This window comes from Aurantimonas sp. A2-1-M11, assembly GCF_036549475.1.
In the GTDB taxonomy this organism is placed as follows: domain Bacteria; phylum Pseudomonadota; class Alphaproteobacteria; order Rhizobiales; family Rhizobiaceae; genus Aurantimonas.
Genome location: NZ_JAZHLI010000074.1, coordinates 1 through 17108, shown reverse-complemented (window position 1 = coordinate 17108; position 17108 = coordinate 1). Strand labels below are relative to the sequence as shown.

Here is a 17108-nt window from a genome sequence, read left to right as displayed (position 1 = left end):
ACCATCGCCGCCTCGGCCCGCGAACAGGCGACGAGCCTGCGGGAGGTCTCCGGCGCGGCCGACCAGATGGACAAGGTCACCCAGCAGAACGCCGCCATGGTCGAGGAAGCCACGGCCGCCAGCCAGACCCTGACCAACGAGACCGACGAACTGGCCCACGCGATGGCCAGGTTCCGCACCAGCGCCGGGGACGAGTCCGCGCGCCGGCGTCCGGCCCAAGGCTCGCAGCCGTCCGGCCGTCCGGTGCCGCAGCTGCGGACCATCGACGGGGGTATCTCTCCCCGCCGGGCCGCCAACGAATGGAACGATTTCTAGGCGCCCTGCGCCCGGCCAGTCCCTGCCCCGCGACGCGGGGCACCGGCTGAAACCGATCGGATGACGATCGAACCGGCGCCTCGAAGGAGACGGCCGGTTCGTTGCGTTTCAAGCGCTTCGCGTCAGATGGAATGCAGCGGTCCGGAGGCCACCACCGGCCCTGTCGGCAGGCCGGTGGGCGAGCCGCCCTCGGGCTCCATCGAGACGGCCAGCGCAGAATCGGCGGCGCCATATTCGGGATCGCTGAGGACCAGCCGCAGCGGATGGGTCATGTCGATCAGGCCGAGCGAGCGCGGCGCGCCGCCCTGGGGCGGCACCAGCCAGAGCTCCGGTACCCGGCCGGCCTCCTGGGCCGTCACCACCGGGATCAACGTCGCCTCCGCGGTGCCCGTATCGATCACCACCGTCAGCAGCGGCGTGCCGTCGGCGGCGCTGAGCGTGGCGGTCAGCGTGCCGCTCGCCGTCGGCGGCACGGCCAGGTCGCGTCCCGCCACCAGGATCAGCGCGCCGAGGCTGGCGACGGCCAGCCCCATGCCGCCCAGGCCCAGCCATTGCCAGATCGCCGAGACCCGGCGGCCGCGGGGCGCGGCGCGCTGCCCCGGCCGGCGGGTGAGCCAGTCGATCTCGCCGGCGATGCGGGGCCACAGGCTGGCCGGCGGCGTGACCGGCGAAACCGCAGCGCCCAGCGGCCCGAGCCGTTCGGCCCAGTCGTCGATCTCCTTCGCAAAGGACGCATCCGTCGCCGCCTGGCGTTCGACCGCGCGACGCTCCGCACCATCCAGCACGCCGAGCACATACTCGGCGGCCAGATCCGCATCGTCCCGTTCGTGGTCTTGCGCCGCGGTCATTGCGACAGGCATCCCTTCAGTTTCTGCAGGCCGCGCCGGATCAGGCTCTTCATGGTCCCCAGCGGCACGCCCGCGTCGCCGGCCAGCGTTTCATAGGTCGCGCCGCCGAAAAAGGCCGATGTGATCGCGCCGCGCGCGCGGGCATCGAGCGCGTCGAGGCATTCGGCGAGGCGATGGCCTTCCTCGGCCCGGAGCAGCATCTCGAACGCGTCGGGCCCGTCGTCGGCGATCTCAAATTCGCCGTCGACCGGCCGGTCGGCACGGCGCGGCCCGATCTGGCGCAGACGGTCGATCGACCGGTTGCGGGCGATCGTCGCCAGCCAGGTGATCGGGCTCGCCCGGCCCGTGTCGAAGCGGTCGGCCTTGCGCCAGATGATCAGATAGACATCCTGCAACACGTCCTCGGCTTCCTCGCGGTCCCCCAAGATACGCAGGCAGATGCCGAAAAGCTTCGCCGAGGTCAGGTCGTAGACGGCCTGCAACGCCGCGCTGTCGCCCGCGGCAACGGCGCGCAGGCGTTCCACGAGCACGGCCCGACCTTCCTCCGCGCTCATCGACATCCGGGCCGGGTTCTCGCTGCTTCGCCGCACATGCAGACAGCCGAACAACGCCGGCGCGCGAAAGTCAACGCTTCGACCCCGCCTGTCATGCCACGCGCCCCTGCGTCAGTACGGCGCCTCGCTGGTGCCCATCTCGACATAGACCGACTTGACCTGGCTGTAATGCGCCAGCGCCGCGCGGCCGTTCTCGCGGCCGACGCCCGAGCGCTTGACGCCGCCGAAGGGCATTTCCACCGGGGTCAGATTGTAGGCGTTGATCCAGCAGGTGCCGGCCTGCAGCTTCGCCACGACCCGATGGCCGCGCTGGATGTCGCGGGTGTAGACGCCCGCCGCCAGGCCGAACTCGCTGGCGTTGGCGCGCGCGATCGCGTCCTCCTCCGTGTCGAAGTCGAGGACGCACATGACCGGGCCGAAGATCTCCTCGCCGGCAATGCTCATGGCATCGGTCACGTCGGTGAAGACCGTCGGCTCGACGAAGAGGCCGTCGGCAAAGCCCTCGACACGCGCCGCCGCGCCGCCGCAGGCGACCGTCGCGCCCTCCTGGCGGCCGATCTCCAGATAGGACAGCACCTTGTCGTACTGGGCGCGCGACACCAGCGGCCCCAGATCGGTCGAGACCCGCATCGGATCGCCCAGCTGGATCGCCCTGGTGCGGGCGACCAGCTTGTCCACGAAGGCGGCGCGGACCGAACGCTCCACGTAGACGCGGGTACCGTTCGAGCAGATCTGGCCGGTGGAATAGAAATTGCCGAGAATGGCGCCGGAGACCGCGGCGTCCAGATCGGCGTCGGCGAAGATTAGGATCGGCGACTTGCCGCCGAGCTCCAGCGTCACGTGCTTGGTCGTCTGCGACGCCGCCTGCATCACCCGGGCGCCGGTCGGCACGGAGCCGGTGACCGAGACCTTGGCGATCTGCGGGTGGCCGGCCAGCGCCGCCCCCACAGCGCCCCTGCCCTGCACGACGTTGAACACGCCCGCCGGCAGGCCCGCCTCGGTCAGGATCTCCGCCAGCTTCAGCGCCGTCAGCGGCGTGACCTCCGAGGGCTTGAAGATCATGGCGTTGCCGCAGGCCAGCGCCGGGGCCGCCTTCCAGGAGGCGATCTGGATCGGATAGTTCCAGGCGCCGATGCCGGCGCAGATGCCCAGCGGCTCGCGGCGCGTATAGGCGAAGGAACCGCCGAGATCGATGTAGTCGCCGGTGATGTCGGCGGCCAGCGCGCCGAAATATTCCAGCGCGTCGGCGCCCGAGGCCGCGTCCGCCACCAGGGTCTCGGCCAGCGCCTTGCCGGTGTCGAGCGTCTCCAGCTCCGACAGGGCCTCGTTGCGGTCGCGCATGATGGCGGCGGCGCGGCGCAGGACGCGGCCGCGCTCGGCGCCGGTCATCGCCGCCCAGACCGCCTGGCCGCGCGCGGCGGCGGCGACCGCCTGCTCGATCAGAGCCGGGGTGGCTTCATGCAGTTCGGCGATGGTCTCGCCGGTCGCCGGGTAGATGCTGGCGAAGGCCTCGCCGCTGTCGTCCTCGACATAGCCGCCGTCGATGTAATGAGATCCGCTGGGCTGGGCGCGCATGGCTTCGTCCTCTTTCCTGGTTGGCCGCTTCTGTAGCCGCCGCGCGCCGCGCGCGCCACCGGTCAGCGACCCCTCGGCACTCGATATGGCCGGCAACTTGACGGCCGACCTACGACCCACCAGCTGTGCTTCGGGCCGAGGGAGCCTGCCGCTCGCGGGCGAAAGCCGTGGTGAAGTCCCTTTCCGAACATCCGTGACGCCCCTCGAGTGGGCATGCGGCCCTTTCGGCAATCGCGAGCCCCGACTGAACGACGCCGCATGCGACGACCTCGAAAGGTTCAGCAGATGACCGGCATGACCCAGACCAACACCGCCACCGACTACAAGGCCCAGGCCAGGCGCCTGCGCGCCGGGCTTGCCGATGGCGGACACGAGCTCACCCACAGCGCCTCCCTGGAGCTGGTGGCACGCCAGCACGGCTTTCGCGACTGGAACACGCTGAGCGCGCAGGCCGCGCGCAGCCGTTCCGTCGCGGAGCTGACGATCGGCTCGCCCGTCGCCGGCCGCTATCTCGGCCACGACTTCACCGGCGAACTGATCGCGCTGCACGCTCTGTCCCGGAGCGGGCGCTACCGGGCGACGATCCATTTCGACGCGCCGGTGGACGTGGTGGCCTTCGACAGCTTCTCGGCCTTCCGCCGTAGGGTGACCGTCACCATCGACGGCGCCGGCGCCACGGCCGAGAAGACCTCGGACGGCCGGCCGCATATGCAGCTCGCGCTCTAGTCCGGGCAATCGCGTGCCGGGTGGATCACCGCCCGGCACGCGACGCAGTGCCTGGACGCTTCGCCGCAGGTCGGGAACGGGGCGGCCATCCCCCGCTTGTTCCGGGCAACACCTGCAAAGGAGACGCACCATGACCATCGACCCCGAACAGCGCACCCGCGAGCGGATCCGGATCGAGCCGGCATCGGAACCCGTGATCGTCAGTTTCCACGGCGCGATCATCGCCTCCACCGACAAGGCCCTCGTCCTGCACGAGACCGGCTACGAGCCCGTCTATTACGTGCCCAGGGACCGGGTGGAGATGGGCTTCCTGCGCGACAGCGAGCGGCATACGACCTGCCAGTTCAAGGGCGAGGCGCGCTACTGGTCGATCACCGCCGAGGCGCAGGCCGAGGACGACGCCGTCTGGGCCTACGAAACACCCCATGCCGGGGTGCGGGAGATCGCCGGCCACGTCGCCTTCGATCCGAAGAAGGTCACCATCGCCGTCGGCTGATCGACGCCGCGAGTCCTTTGCCGGGCTCGCCTCTGCCCGTGTCAGCGGTCGCTGTGGCCGAGGTCGCGGGCGGGGTCCAGCCGGTCGCGCACCCGCTGCTTCAGGACCTTGGCCTCCGGAAAGCCGCCATCGGCCTTGCGTTCCCATATGGTCACGCCGTCATAGCGGATCTCGAAGATCCCGCCGGTGCCGGGCACCAGCGCCACCTCTCCCAGATCGGCGCCAAAGGTCGACAGGAGTTCCTGGGCCATCCAGGCCGCCCGCAGCAGCCACTGACACTGGGTGCAATAGGTGATCGCGATCCGTGGTGACGCGGCTGTGTCGCTCATCGCCTGTACTCCTCTCGCCTGCTGCGCTACCTCGTCGCCCTGGAGCGGCATTCCGGCCGACCCGCACGAGCGCCTCCCCGGACTTCACGATCGGCCGCCATGCTGCAATCCGCCCGCCCCGCATCCGGCAAGCATCGCCGCAAGGTGAAGACGCGTGTCACCCGGGCCCGGGTCCATCTTCGCAGGCTGTATCACGGCCGCCGGCCGAACGCGCTGCGCTTCCAGATGGCGGTGCTGCTGGTGGATCTGGCGATCATCGCCTTCTTCGTCTTCAGCCCGATCCTGCGGGACGAACCGGCCTTTCTCTTCATCGACTATTCGGTCGCCGCGATTCTGGCCGCCGATATCGCCGCGCGGTGCTTTGCGGCGCGCAACCCCCTGCGGTGGCTGCGCCAGCCCTTCGTCCTCCTCGACCTGGCGATCCTGGCGACGCTGCTGTTTCCCTATACCCTGCTCAATTTCGGCTTCCTGCGGATCATCCGGCTGTGGTCGATTTCCCAGAGCGGCGTCCTGTGGCGGCCCCTGCGGCGATGGGGCCATCAGGACTGGGAGCAGCTCGGCCGCGCCATGGTCAATCTCGCCACCTTCCTGTTCCTGGCGACGGGCTTCGTCTACACGACCTTCTTCCGCAAGGGCTCGGGGCTGGAGGGCTATATCGACGCCCTCTATTTCACCGTCGCCTCGGTGACGACGACGGGATACGGCGACATCACTCTGCCGGGCAGCTGGGGCAAGCTGACGTCGGTCATTATCATGATCATCGGCATCTCGCTGTTCGTGCGGCTGGCCCAGGCGATCTTCAAGCCCACCAAGGTCGTACACGCCTGCCCCAATTGCGGCCTGCAGCGCCACGACCCGGACGCGGTCCACTGCAAGGCCTGCGGCCAGGGCCTCAACATCCGCGACCCCGGCGACTGACCGGCCCTGCGCGAGCGCAACGATCCGTGTGTCGGTGCGATGCCGTTTGCATCCTGCAACAATCCTTGTAGCATCACATCATGAAAGAGGATGCAGCAGTCGCGGCGCTGGCCGCCCTTGCCCATGCCGATCGTCTCGCCGCGTTCCGCGCCCTCGTGCAGGCCGGACCGCAGGGCCTGGCGTCCGGCGTGATCGCTGACAAGCTGGCGGTGCCGCCGACCCGCATGAGCTTCCATCTCGCCGCCCTCGAACGGGGCGGCCTGATCCGCTCGCAGCGGGACGGGCGGCGCATCCTCTACACGGTTCGATACGACGAGATGCGCGGCCTGCTCGGCTTCCTGACGGAAGATTGCTGCGGCGGCCGCCCGGAGCTCTGCGGCGATCTTGCCGCGCTGGTGCCCGCTTGCGGGGCAGAGGAGGCCTTGAGATGACCCTGTCCGATCCGTTCAACGTCCTGTTCCTGTGCACGGGCAATTCGGCCCGTTCGATCTTCGCCGAGGCGATCCTGCGCAAGGACGGCGGCGACCGCTTCCGCGCCTTCTCGGCGGGCAGCTACCCCAAGCCGGACGTCAACCCCATGACGCTCCAACTCCTGGCCGAGAACGATTATCCTACCGACGGGCTGCGCTCGAAGAGCTGGGACGAATTCGCCGTGCCGGGCGCGCCGAAGATGGATTTCGTCTTCACCGTCTGCGACGACGCTTCGGGCGAGTCCTGCCCGGTCTGGCCGGGACAGCCGATCACCGGACATTGGGGCATCGAGGACCCGGCGGCGGAGAAACGCGGTGGAATGTGGCAGCGCGCTGCCTTTCTGCGTGCGCTCCATTATATGCGCAATCGCATCTCCGTCTTCACGGTGCTGCCGATCGAAACGCTGGCGCGAAGCAGCCTGACCGCCGAAGTCCGCGCCATCGGCCGGCTGGAGGGGGCAACGGCTTCCGCCCCCAATCCAGCAGAGGCCTCATGACCATCACGATCTACCACAACCCCGACTGCGGAACCTCGCGCAACACGCTCGCCATGATCCGCCAGTCCGGCGAGGAGCCGCAGATCATCGAATATCTGAAGAACCCGCCCAGCCGCGAGACGCTGATCGAGCTTCTCGACCTGATGCAGATGAAGCCGCGCGACCTCCTGCGCGAAAAGGGCACGCCCTACGCCGAACTCGGCCTCGACGACCCGAAACTGTCGGACGAGGAGATCCTGGCGGCGATGATGGCGCATCCGATCCTGATCAACCGGCCGATCGTCGTGACCGACAAGGGCGCCCGCCTGTGCCGGCCGTCGGAGACGGTGCTGGAGATCCTGCCCGAGCCGAATATCGGCCTGTTCACCAAGGAGGACGGCGAAGTGGTGACGGAGGGAAAGGCTTCATGACGGACAGGACGGCGACGGCCCTCGACCTGCCCAACATCGCCATCGACCAGCTGCACCGGCCCGACATCGCGGCGCTGGCCGGGCCGGACGACCCGGCCCATCCGCCGCGCGTGCTCGTCCTCTACGGCTCGATCCGCGAGCGCTCCTATTCGCGCTTCGTGGCCGAGGAAGCCGGCCGGCTGCTGCGCTGGTTCGGCTGCGAGGTGAAGACCTTCGATCCCCGCGACCTGCCGCTGCCGGACGGTGCCGAGCCCGACCATCCGAAGGTGAAGGCGCTGCGCGACCTCGCCATGTGGTCCGAGGCCATGGTCTGGGTCAGCCCGGAGCGGCACGGGGCGATGACGGCGATCATGAAGGCGCAGATCGACTGGCTGCCGCTGTCGCTCGGCGGCGTGCGGCCCACCCAGGGCAAGACGCTCGCTGTCATGCAGGTCAGCGGCGGCTCCCAGTCCTTCAATGCCGTCAACCAGATGCGCATTCTGGGCCGCTGGATGCGCATGGTCACCATCCCGAACCAGTCCTCGGTGGCCAAGGCGTTCAACGAGTTCGATGAGGCCGGGCGGATGAAGCCGTCGCCCTATTACAACCGCATCGTCGACGTGTGCGAGGAGCTGGTGAAGTTCACCCATCTCGTGCGCGGCCGCTCGGCCTATCTGACCGACCGCTATTCCGAACGCGTCGAAAGCGCCGAAGCCGTCTCCCTCAGGGTCAACCAGCGCTCGATCTGAGCCTCCTCCCGCCACTTCCTTCCCGTCCCGGACAACGCCATGCTCGCCTTCGCGATCTTCCTCGCCACCCTGATCCTCGTCATCTGGCAGCCGAAGGGCCTGGGCATCGGCTGGAGCGCGCTCGGCGGCGCGGCGGTGGCACTGGCCCTGGGGGTCGTCGATTTAGCCGATCTCGGCGTGGTCTGGGACATCGTGTGGGACGCCACCTTCACCTTCGTCGGGCTGATCATCATCTCGCTGATCCTTGATGAGGCGGGCTTCTTCCACTGGGCGGCGCTGCACGTGGCGCGATGGGGCGGCGGCAACGGCGGGCGCCTGTTCCCGCTGGTCGTGCTGCTGGGCGCTGTCATCGCCGCCTTCTTCGCCAATGATGGCGCGGCGCTGCTCCTGACGCCGATCGTGCTGGCGATCCTCCTGCGGCTCGACTTCCGCCCCGAGGCGGCCCTGGCCTTCATCGTGGCGACCGGCTTCGTCGCCGACACCACCAGCCTGCCGCTGGTCATCTCCAATCTCGTCAACATCGTCTCGGCGAATTATTTCGACATCAGCTTCAACCGCTACGCGTTGGTGATGGTGCCGGTGAACCTCGTCGCCCTTGCCGCCACGCTGGCGGTGCTGTGGGTCTACTACGGCCGGTCGATCCCGGCGGCCTACCGCGTCGACGATCTGGAGCCGCCCGGCTCGGCGATCCGCGACCCGCTGGTGTTCCGCGCCGCCTTTCCGCTGCTCGCCGTGCTCCTGATGGCCTATTTCGCCACCGGGCCCTTCGACGTGCCGATCGCCTTCGTCACCGGCCCGGCGGCCCTGTTGCTGCTGGCCATTGCCGGCCGCTGGATCGGCGGGGGCAAGGCGGTGGTGCCGATCGGCCGGGTCCTGCGCAACGCGCCCTGGCAGATCGTCCTGTTCTCGGTGGGGATGTATCTGGTGGTCTACGGCCTGGGCAACGCCGGGCTCACGGACCTGGCCGCCGGCCTCCTGGCCTGGCTCGCCGGACAGGGCGTCGTCGTCGCCACGGTCGGCAGCGGCTTTGCCGCCGCCATCCTCGCCTCGGTCATGAACAACATGCCGGCGACCCTGGTGGGCGCCCTGGCGATCGACCGGGCGGAGCTCGCGCCGCTGACCCAGGAGCTGATGATCTACGCCAATGTCATCGGCAACGATCTCGGCCCGAAATTCACCCCGATCGGCAGCCTCGCCACGCTCTTGTGGCTGCATGTCCTGGCCACCAAGGGCTATCGCATCACCTGGGGCCAGTACATGAAGGTCGGGCTGGTCATCACGCCGCCGGTGCTCCTGGCGACGCTGCTGGCGCTGGTCGTCTGGCTGCCGCTCCTGGGCAGCAGCTGACCGGGCTCAGACCGCCGGCCAGCGATGGTGGAAGACGCCATCCCTGTCGAGCCGGTGGAAGGTGTGGGCGCCGAACAGGTCGCGCTGCGCCTGGGTGAGGTTCGTGGTGCCCCGCGCCCGGCGGTAATCGTCGAAATAGGCGAGCGCGGCCGACAGCGCCGGCACCGGGATGCCGGCCATGGAGGCCCTGGCCACGACCTTGCGCAGGGCCGTCTGGCCGGCCTCGACCCGGCCGATGAAGGCCGGCGACTGCAGGAGATTGACGACGCCGCCGGTCTCGTAGGCGCGGGCGATGTCGTCGAGGAACTGCGAGCGGATGATGCAGCCGGCCCGCCAGATCTCGGCGATCGTGCCGAGCGGCAGGTTCCAGCCGAACTCGTCCGACGCCGAGGCCATGGTCGCATAGCCCTGGGCATAGGCGATGATCTTGGCCGTCTCCAGCGCCTGTTCCAGCTCGGCGATGCCGGCCGCGTCGCCCGAAAAGTCCGGCGCGTCGGTGGCGATGCCGGCATACAGGCGGCTGGCCTCCGCCCGCTCGCCGCGCCGCGAGGACACGCCCCGCGCCGAGACCGCGGCTTCGATGGTGGTGGCGCCCACGCCCAGCTTCTGGGCCTCGATCACCGCCCAGCGGCCGGTGCCCTTCTGGCCGGCCTCGTCGACGATCAGGTCGACCATCGGCTGGCCGGTCTCGGGGTCCTTCTCCGCCAGGTTCACCGCGGTGATCTCGATCAGGTAGGAGGACAGGCCGCCCTTGTTCCAGTTGGCGAAGATCGCCGCCATGGCGTCGGGCGCCAGCCCGATGCCGTCGCGCATGATGCCGTAGATCTCGGCGATCATCTGCATGTCGGCATATTCGATGCCGTTGTGGATGGTCTTGACGAAATGGCCGGCGCCGTCCGGGCCGAGCCAGGCCACGCAGGGCGCGCCCTCGTAGCGGGCGGCGATCTTGGTCAGGATCGGCTCGAGCCGCGGATAGGTGTCTTTGGCGCCGCCGACCATGATCGACGGGCCGTGGCGGGCCCCCAGCTCGCCGCCGGACACGCCCATGCCGACGAAGTCGAGGCCGGTGCCCGCGATCGCCCGGGAGCGGCGGACCGTGTCGTTGAAATCGGCATTGCCGGCGTCGATCATCACGTCGCCGGGCGACAGCAGCGGCGAGACCTCGGCGATCTCGGCATCGACGACCTCGCCGGCCGGAACCATGAACAGCACCAGGCGCGGGCTCGTCAGCGAGGCGACGAACTCCTTGAGCGTCGATGCCGGGACGATGTTGTCGCCGATGCCCGGATTGTCGTCGCGCAGGGCAAAGCCTTTCGCGACGGTGCGGTTGAACACCGCCACCCTGAAGCCCTTTTCGGCGATGTTGAGCGCGAGATTGGCCCCCATCGTCCCCAGTCCATAGACCCCGATATCGGCCGGGCGATCAACCATCGTCACGTCTCCTGTCTCATCCCGCCCCGGGCGATGCGCCGCGTCGGGCAGGTCATGCGATTATCGTTCTGCGGCAGGCGCCGCGTGTCAGCTCTTCAGCCGCCAGCCGGTGCGGAAGATCCAGCCGATCGTCAAGAGGCTGCCCACCAGGAACACCAGCGTCATGGCAAGGCTCACGCCGATCGACACGTCCGAGGTCCCGTAGAAGGCCCAGCGGAAGCCGCTGATCAGATACACCACCGGGTTGGCAAGGCTCACGTCCTGCCAGAATTCCGGCAGCATCTTGATGGAATAGAAGCTGCCTCCCAGAAACGCCAGCGGGGTGACGATCAGGAGCGGCACGAGCTGCAGCTTCTCGAAGCCGTCGGCCCAGATGCCGATGATGAAGCCGAACAGCGAGAAGGTGATCGCCGTCAGGAAGAGGAAGGAGATCATCCAGATCGGATGCTCGATCCGCAGATCGACGAAGAGCGCGGCCGTGGCCAGGATGATCAGCCCGAGCATCGCCGACTTGGTGGCCGCCGCGCCGACATAGCCGAGCACGATCTCGAAGGCCGAGATCGGCGCCGACAGGATCTCGTAGATCGTGCCGGTGAATTTCGGGAAGTAGATGCCGAACGAGGCGTTGGTCAGGCTCTGGGTGAGCAGCGACAGCATGATCAGCCCCGGCACGATGAAGGCGCCGTAGGACACGCCGTCGATCTCGGTGATGCGCGAGCCGATCGCCGCGCCGAAGACCACGAAATACAGCGAGGTCGAGATGACCGGGGAGATCACGCTCTGCATGATGGTCCGCCAGGTGCGGGCCATCTCGAACAAGTAGATCGCGCGGACCGCGTGGAAGTTCATGCCTCGTCCCTCACCAGATTCACGAAGATTTCCTCCAGCGTGGACTGCTTGGTCGACAGGTCGCGGAAGCGGATGCCGGCCTCCGACAGCCGGCTCATCAAGGTCGCGATGCCGGTCCGCTCGGCGCTCGTGTCGTAGCTGTAGGTCAGGGTCTCGCCTTCGGGCCCGAGCACGATGTCGTAGCCTTCCAGCCCGGCGGGCAGCTGCGCGATGGGCTCCTGCAGATGCAGGGTCAGCTCCTTGTGGCCGAGCTTGCGCATCAGCTCGGCCTTGTCCTCGACCAGGATCAGCTCGCCGCGCGAGATGACCCCGATGCGGTCGGCCATCATCTCCGCCTCCTCGATGTAGTGGGTGGTCAGGATGATGGTGACGCCGGTCTCGCGCAGCTTGCGCACTACCTCCCACATCTCGCGGCGCAGGCCCACGTCGACGCCGGCCGTCGGCTCGTCGAGGAACAGCACCTCGGGCTCGTGGGAGAGCGCCTTGGCGATCAGGACGCGGCGCTTCATGCCTCCCGACAGCGTCATGATCTTGCTGTCGCGCTTGTCCCACAGGGACAGGTCGCGCAGCACCTTCTCGATATGGGCGGGATCCGGCCGCTTGCCGAACAGGCCGCGCGAGAAGGACACGGTGGCCCAGACGCTCTCGAAGGCGTCGGTGGTCAGTTCCTGGGGAACCAGCCCGATCATCGCGCGCGCGGCGCGGAAGTCGCGGCCGATGTCGTGACCGGCGACGGAGATGCGGCCCTCGCTCAGGCCGGCAATGCCGCAGATGATCGAGATCAGGGTGGTCTTGCCGGCGCCATTGGGGCCGAGCAGCGCGAAGATCTCGCCCTTGTCGATGGACAGGTCGATGTTCTTCAGCGCCTGGAAGCCGCCCCTATAGGTCTTGGAGACGTTCTGGACGGAGAGGATCGGTGCCATTGGAAGCTTGCTTACCGCTGCAGGAGACGGGCCGGCGGAGAGAATGCGCCGGGCATGTCCACCGACATAGCCATTCGGAGGGTTTTGGCCAGAGGGGCCGGCGCCCGACGCAGCGTCAACGAGTGACGGCGCAGACGAATACGCCCGCAAACGGCGCGGCAGCCATGGCTGGCGCGTCCTTTGCGGGCGGTGGTCCCGGTCACGCGGCGCGAGGATNGGGCCGGCGCCCGACGCAGCGTCAACGAGTGACGGCGCAGACGAATACGCCCGCAAACGGCGCGGCAGCCATGGCTGGCGCGTCCTTTGCGGGCGGTGGTCCCGGTCACGCGGCGCGAGGATCGCTCACGCGTGGCCGCTCGGGGCGGGAGACGTCTCCCGCCGGTCTCAGAAGGGGTAGCTGCGCGACGCGAAGCGGCCCTGGTCGACCTCGCGGAGACGACGCTCCAGGTCGGACATGGAAACGGACTGGTCCAGATAGGCGCGGACCCGCTCCTCATGACGATTGCGGCTGAAGGCGCCGCGGATCTTGGCAGTGATGTTCATGATCGGTCTCCTTTCCTCCTCTAGATGGAAGTTCTGCCGCAATGCAGCAATGCCGCGGCGTGCAAGGCAGCCATGCCGTGGCGTCACGGCCGCGGAAAGGATCCGTTAACGTTCGTGGACGTGAAGACCGGTCCCCGCCTGCGTCAGGCGGCTTCCTCGGAGATCGCGACGATCTCGGCCTCGGCCGGTCCGGCCCGCACCACGTCTCCGACGGTCCGGCCGATCAGGCTCCTGGCCAATGGCGAGAGATAGGAGATCAGCCCGGCCGACGGATCGGCCTCGTCGATCCCGACGATGGTAAAGCTCTGGGCGCGGCCGTCGTCCCGCTCGATCGACACGCGGCTGCCGAACTGCGCGGTGCCACCCGTATCGCGGGGCCGGATCAGTTCTGCGGTCGTGCGCCGCGCGGTCCAGTAGCGCAGATCCCGGTCGATCGTGGCAATGGCGATCTTGTCGTCGGCTTGGCGCGCGGCCTCCTTGCGCTCGCCCAGCGCCGCGATCTCGGCTTCGATCAGATCCAGCCCGCGCGGCGTGACGAGATTGGGCTCGGTGCCCAGATCGCGATCCGGCAGCACCTCGACCTGGTCGTCATTGGGTTCCTTGACGAAAGCAACGCTCATCGTGACACATCCTGTTGTTACACAGGAGATGTAGGGTCCCTGGGCCGGCACACAACGCCCCGCCGGGCGCAGCGCCTGCCAGCGTTGCGGCTAGGCGCGCATGTTAAGAGCGTTTCACGGCCCTGATCCAGTTTTCGCTCCGATTTTTCGCGATGCTGAGGATCACCTTTTGCAGGACGGTGTTCGGAACGTATCCGAAATAGCAGTCATCGGCCCTGGCTGCGTATCGCGGGCCGAGAGGGCGTAGATCGTGCCCGGGCCATACGAAAGAGTTCAGTTCGTCCGTGACGACCCAGGACGCGTCGGCATCCAGCCCCAATCGCTGCTTGACCGTCGTGCTGATCTCGACGGAGTTCTGTGTCCCACGAGGAGGTGAGTGCGTAATGGCAGCGACCGTGACGATCAGGGTCTCGGCGACAAACTCACGCGATAGAACGACGACGGCCGGTCGGTCCTTGCCGCCCCCTTCCTTACCGTTTTGCGCTTCATATTTCAGAACAAGCCCGGGCTCGACACTATCGGGAAGCCGCTCTGCTCAAGGAGCCGCCGACGGCTCGTCCGCGTCCCAGTCGAGATCCTCCGGAACCCTGGCTGCGGAAATGAGGGCCATCTCCTCATCCGTCAGTTCCGAAACGTAGAACGAGCGTCGGTAACTTTCCCACATCTGCCGGAAGGTATCGGCGGAGACGAGATAGGCCGTAACCCGACCGTGGCACTGGATCTCGACAGGCGCCTTCATGGCAGCGTCATGCACCCGCCCGAACTGGCGCTGCACCTCTGACGAGGAGACCTTGAGACCCATTGGTCATCTCCCAATGCGCATAATACGCAATTTGCGCATTCTACGCTTCAGCGTCGAGAAAAGCCCCCACCGATCAGATGTCGAGATTGGCGACCTGCAGGGCGTGTTCCTGGATGAATTCGCGGCGTGGCTCGACCTCGTCGCCCATCAGCCGCGAGAACAGCTGGTCGGCGTCGGTGGCGTCGTTGACCTTGACCATGACCAGGGTGCGGGCCTCGGGATCGAGCGTGGTCTCCCACAGCTGCTCCGGGTTCATCTCGCCCAGTCCCTTGTAGCGCTGCAGGGTCAGGCCCTTGCGGCCGACCTCGAAGACCGCGGTCAGAAGCTCCAGCGGACCGGTGAGCTCGCGCTCGGTGTCGCGCCGGCGCAGCACCGGCAGGCCGACATAGATGTCCGCCAGCCGCGCCGCGAGACGGTTCAGCTGCAGCCCGTCGCCCGAATTGATCAGCGCCGCGTCGATCGTCTGCACCTCGGAGACGCCGCGCACGGTGCGCAGGAAGCGGTAGCCGCCATCCACCGCCTCGCCGGACCAGCCGCGCTCGGTCTCCTCGGCCACGTCGTCCAGACGCTCGGCAATCTTCCGGGCCATGGCCGGGCCCTTGGCCGCGTCGTCGGCCATGTCCGGCGACAGCGCGCCGACGACGGCCGCCTGTTCGATCACGCTGCGGTCGTAGCGCGAATGCAGGCTGGCCATGATGTGGCGCACCTGCAGAGCGTCCTCGACCACGGCCCGCAGGTCGCGGCCGGTGCGCACTTCGCCATTGGCCAGCGTCAGGCCGGCGTCGTCCAGGCCGCCCTCGATCAGGTAGTTCTCGAGGCTCTTCTCGTCCTTCAGATACTGGCTCTGCTTGCCCCGCGTGACCTTATAGAGCGGCGGCTGGGCGATGTAGATGTAGCCGCGCTCGATCAGCTCCGGCATCTGCCGGAAGAAGAACGTCAGCAGCAGGGTCCGGATATGGGCGCCGTCGACGTCGGCGTCCGTCATGATGATGATCTTGTGGTAGCGCAGCTTCTCGATGTTGAACTCGTCCTTGCCGATGGACGTGCCCAGCGCGGTGATCAGCGTGCCGATCTGGTCGGAGCCGAGCATGCGGTCGAAGCGGGCGCGCTCGACATTCAGGATCTTGCCGCGCAGCGGCAGGATCGCCTGGTTCTTGCGCGAGCGCGCACCCTTGGCCGAGCCGCCGGCCGAATCGCCCTCGACGATGAAGATTTCCGATTTCGCCGGGTCGCGTTCCTGGCAGTCGGCGAGCTTGCCGGGCAGCGAGGTGATGTCGAGCGCACCCTTGCGCCGGGTCAGGTCGCGGGCCTTGCGCGCGGCCTCGCGGGCCGAGGCGGCCTCGATGACCTTGGCGGTCACCACCTTGGCTTCCTGCGGATGTTCCTCGAACCAGGTCGACAGCGTCTCGTTGACGAGGCCCTCCACCACCGGGCGGACCTCGGATGAGACCAGCTTGTCCTTGGTCTGCGATGAGAATTTGGGGTCCGGCACCTTCACCGACAGGACGCAGGACAGGCCCTCGCGGCAGTCGTCGCCGGTCAGCGTCACCTTCTCGCGCTTCAGCGCGCCGGAGGATTCGGCATAGCCTGTCACCTGCCGCGTCAGCCCGCCGCGGAAGCCCGCCATGTGGGTTCCGCCGTCACGCTGCGGGATGTTGTTGGTGAAGCAGAGGACGTTCTCGTTGTAGCTGTCGTTCCACCACAGCGCCGCCTCGACGACGATGCCGTCCTTCTCGCCATACAGCACGATCGGCTCGGGGATCAGCGGCTTGCGCGAGCGGTCGAGATAGCGGACGAAGGCCTCCAGGCCGCCCTCGTAGAACAGCTCGGTGACCTTCTCGTCGGCATGGCGCTTGTCGGTGATGATGATGCGCACGCCCGAATTCAGGAACGCCAGCTCGCGCAGCCGATGCTCCAGCGTGCCGAAATCGAACTCGGTCACGCCCTGGAAGGTATCCATCGACGGCAGGAAGGTGATCGACGTGCCGGTCTCGCCGCCGGCATCGCCGGTCTCCTCCAGGGGGCCGTCCGGCACGCCGTGGGTGAACGACATCTCGTGCACCCTGCCCTTGCGCCGGATCTTCATCGACAGCTTGACGGACAGCGCGTTGACCACCGAGACGCCGACGCCGTGCAGGCCGCCGGACACCTTGTAGGAGTTCTGGTCGAACTTACCGCCGGCATGCAGCTGGGTCATGATGACCTCGGCCGCGGACACGCCCTCGCCCGTATGGATGTCGGTCGGGATGCCGCGGCCATTGTCGGTCACGGTGCACGAGCCATCGGGGTTCAGCGTCACCGTCACATGGGTGGCGTGTCCCGCCAGCGCCTCGTCGATGGCGTTGTCGACCACCTCGTAGACCATGTGGTGCAGGCCCGAGCCGTCGTCGGTGTCGCCGATATACATGCCCGGGCGCTTGCGGACGGCGTCCAATCCCTTCAGGACCTTGATCGAGTCGGCACCGTATTCAAGATTGGCTAGCGGATCGGTCTCGGGGATAGCTGACATGATGGTCCTTGGTCGCGAGCCGACCGCCTAAGGACGGCGAATCGGCCAGAATTCACCCTTTTATATAGGGTCTCTCATTCATTGACGAAAGCGTTTCCGGGCCCTACCCCAGGGCAATCGGGTGAAGAAGGTGATGACAAGCGGCTGAAGAGCTGAATCTTTCGAACTCCTCTGATTCTTGCGGGAGGAGATTTCGATGGTGGAGAGCGATGGCGATT

General features: G+C 67.7%; 20 protein-coding genes and 1 pseudogene. 9 read left to right on the top strand and 12 right to left on the bottom strand.

Features of this window, described 5'->3' with window-relative positions; all coding sequences use genetic code 11:
• Positions 1-315, top strand: a pseudogene (locus VQ042_RS21630) (methyl-accepting chemotaxis protein); the annotation flags it as partial.
• 122 nt (positions 316-437) lie between these two features.
• Here VQ042_RS21630 and VQ042_RS21625 read toward each other — a convergent pair.
• The 3 genes from VQ042_RS21625 to betB form a co-directional block, all read right to left on the bottom strand.
• Positions 438-1163 carry an anti-sigma factor gene (locus tag VQ042_RS21625; RefSeq protein ID WP_331822376.1) on the bottom strand — a complete coding sequence of 242 codons (726 nt, stop codon included), beginning with the start codon at positions 1161-1163 and terminating at the stop codon, positions 438-440.
• Positions 1160-1717: a sigma-70 family RNA polymerase sigma factor gene (locus tag VQ042_RS21620; protein ID WP_331822375.1), complete on the bottom strand. Its 558-nt coding sequence runs from the start codon at positions 1715-1717 to the stop codon at positions 1160-1162. Before VQ042_RS21620 ends, VQ042_RS21625 begins: the two co-directional genes overlap by 4 nt.
• Positions 1718-1828: 111 nt before the next feature.
• On the bottom strand, positions 1829-3292 hold the full coding sequence (betB, locus tag VQ042_RS21615; protein WP_331822374.1) for a betaine-aldehyde dehydrogenase: 1464 nt from the start codon (positions 3290-3292) through the stop codon (positions 1829-1831).
• A 294-nt stretch (positions 3293-3586) separates the two neighbouring features.
• Between betB and VQ042_RS21610 the strand changes: the two genes are divergently transcribed.
• Positions 3587-4018 carry a glyoxalase superfamily protein gene (locus tag VQ042_RS21610; protein WP_331822373.1) on the top strand — a complete coding sequence of 144 codons (432 nt, stop codon included), beginning with the start codon at positions 3587-3589 and terminating at the stop codon, positions 4016-4018.
• Positions 4019-4148: 130 nt separating this feature from the next.
• Positions 4149-4514: a DUF427 domain-containing protein gene (locus VQ042_RS21605; protein WP_331822372.1), complete on the top strand. Its 366-nt coding sequence runs from the start codon at positions 4149-4151 to the stop codon at positions 4512-4514.
• A gap of 41 nt (positions 4515-4555) precedes the next feature.
• Here VQ042_RS21605 and VQ042_RS21600 read toward each other — a convergent pair whose 3' ends face one another.
• Positions 4556-4843, bottom strand: a complete 288-nt coding sequence (locus tag VQ042_RS21600) for a SelT/SelW/SelH family protein (protein WP_331822371.1) — start codon at positions 4841-4843, stop codon at positions 4556-4558.
• Positions 4844-4942: 99 nt separating this feature from the next.
• Between VQ042_RS21600 and VQ042_RS21595 the strand changes: the two genes are divergently transcribed.
• From VQ042_RS21595 to VQ042_RS21570, 6 genes are all read left to right on the top strand, one after another.
• The gene (locus VQ042_RS21595; RefSeq protein WP_331822370.1) at positions 4943-5761 is read left to right on the top strand and encodes a potassium channel family protein; all 819 of its coding nucleotides are present in this window, start codon (positions 4943-4945) and stop codon (positions 5759-5761) included.
• An 80-nt stretch (positions 5762-5841) separates the two neighbouring features.
• Positions 5842-6192 (top strand): ArsR/SmtB family transcription factor, encoded by a 351-nt coding sequence (locus VQ042_RS21590; RefSeq protein WP_331822369.1) that lies wholly within the window; start codon positions 5842-5844, stop codon positions 6190-6192.
• Positions 6189-6728 carry an arsenate reductase ArsC gene (locus VQ042_RS21585; protein ID WP_331822368.1) on the top strand — a complete coding sequence of 180 codons (540 nt, stop codon included), beginning with the start codon at positions 6189-6191 and terminating at the stop codon, positions 6726-6728. The genes VQ042_RS21590 and VQ042_RS21585 overlap by 4 nt, the downstream gene beginning before the upstream one ends.
• The gene (arsC, locus tag VQ042_RS21580; RefSeq protein ID WP_331822367.1) at positions 6725-7138 is read left to right on the top strand and encodes an arsenate reductase (glutaredoxin); all 414 of its coding nucleotides are present in this window, start codon (positions 6725-6727) and stop codon (positions 7136-7138) included. The genes VQ042_RS21585 and arsC overlap by 4 nt, the downstream gene beginning before the upstream one ends.
• On the top strand, positions 7135-7866 hold the full coding sequence (gene arsH, locus VQ042_RS21575) for an arsenical resistance protein ArsH (protein ID WP_331822366.1): 732 nt from the start codon (positions 7135-7137) through the stop codon (positions 7864-7866). Before arsC ends, arsH begins: the two co-directional genes overlap by 4 nt.
• A 39-nt stretch (positions 7867-7905) precedes the next feature.
• On the top strand, positions 7906-9213 hold the full coding sequence (locus VQ042_RS21570) for an arsenic transporter (protein ID WP_331822365.1): 1308 nt from the start codon (positions 7906-7908) through the stop codon (positions 9211-9213).
• A gap of 6 nt (positions 9214-9219) precedes the next feature.
• Here VQ042_RS21570 and gndA read toward each other — a convergent pair whose 3' ends face one another.
• The 8 genes from gndA to gyrB all read right to left on the bottom strand — a co-directional run bounded on the left by gndA (position 9220) and on the right by gyrB (position 16890).
• On the bottom strand, positions 9220-10644 hold the full coding sequence (gndA, locus tag VQ042_RS21565) for an NADP-dependent phosphogluconate dehydrogenase (protein ID WP_331822364.1): 1425 nt from the start codon (positions 10642-10644) through the stop codon (positions 9220-9222).
• 87 nt (positions 10645-10731) lie between these two features.
• Positions 10732-11493, bottom strand: coding sequence for an ABC transporter permease (locus VQ042_RS21560; protein ID WP_331822363.1), 762 nt, complete (start codon positions 11491-11493; stop codon positions 10732-10734).
• Positions 11490-12416: an ABC transporter ATP-binding protein gene (locus VQ042_RS21555; protein ID WP_331822362.1), complete on the bottom strand. Its 927-nt coding sequence runs from the start codon at positions 12414-12416 to the stop codon at positions 11490-11492. Before VQ042_RS21555 ends, VQ042_RS21560 begins: the two co-directional genes overlap by 4 nt.
• A gap of 384 nt (positions 12417-12800) precedes the next feature.
• Positions 12801-12959 carry a DUF3563 family protein gene (locus tag VQ042_RS21550; RefSeq protein WP_331822361.1) on the bottom strand — a complete coding sequence of 53 codons (159 nt, stop codon included), beginning with the start codon at positions 12957-12959 and terminating at the stop codon, positions 12801-12803.
• A gap of 143 nt (positions 12960-13102) precedes the next feature.
• Positions 13103-13579 (bottom strand): GreA/GreB family elongation factor, encoded by a 477-nt coding sequence (locus tag VQ042_RS21545; RefSeq protein ID WP_331822360.1) that lies wholly within the window; start codon positions 13577-13579, stop codon positions 13103-13105.
• A gap of 103 nt (positions 13580-13682) precedes the next feature.
• Positions 13683-14075, bottom strand: a complete 393-nt coding sequence (locus VQ042_RS26105) for a type II toxin-antitoxin system PemK/MazF family toxin (RefSeq protein WP_442880167.1) — start codon at positions 14073-14075, stop codon at positions 13683-13685.
• A gap of 39 nt (positions 14076-14114) precedes the next feature.
• Complete coding sequence (locus tag VQ042_RS21540) at positions 14115-14381, bottom strand: hypothetical protein (RefSeq protein ID WP_331822359.1); 267 nt, start codon at positions 14379-14381, stop codon at positions 14115-14117.
• A 73-nt stretch (positions 14382-14454) separates the two neighbouring features.
• On the bottom strand, positions 14455-16890 hold the full coding sequence (gyrB, locus tag VQ042_RS21535; protein WP_331822358.1) for a DNA topoisomerase (ATP-hydrolyzing) subunit B: 2436 nt from the start codon (positions 16888-16890) through the stop codon (positions 14455-14457).
• Between the last annotated feature and the right edge of the window lie 218 nt (positions 16891-17108).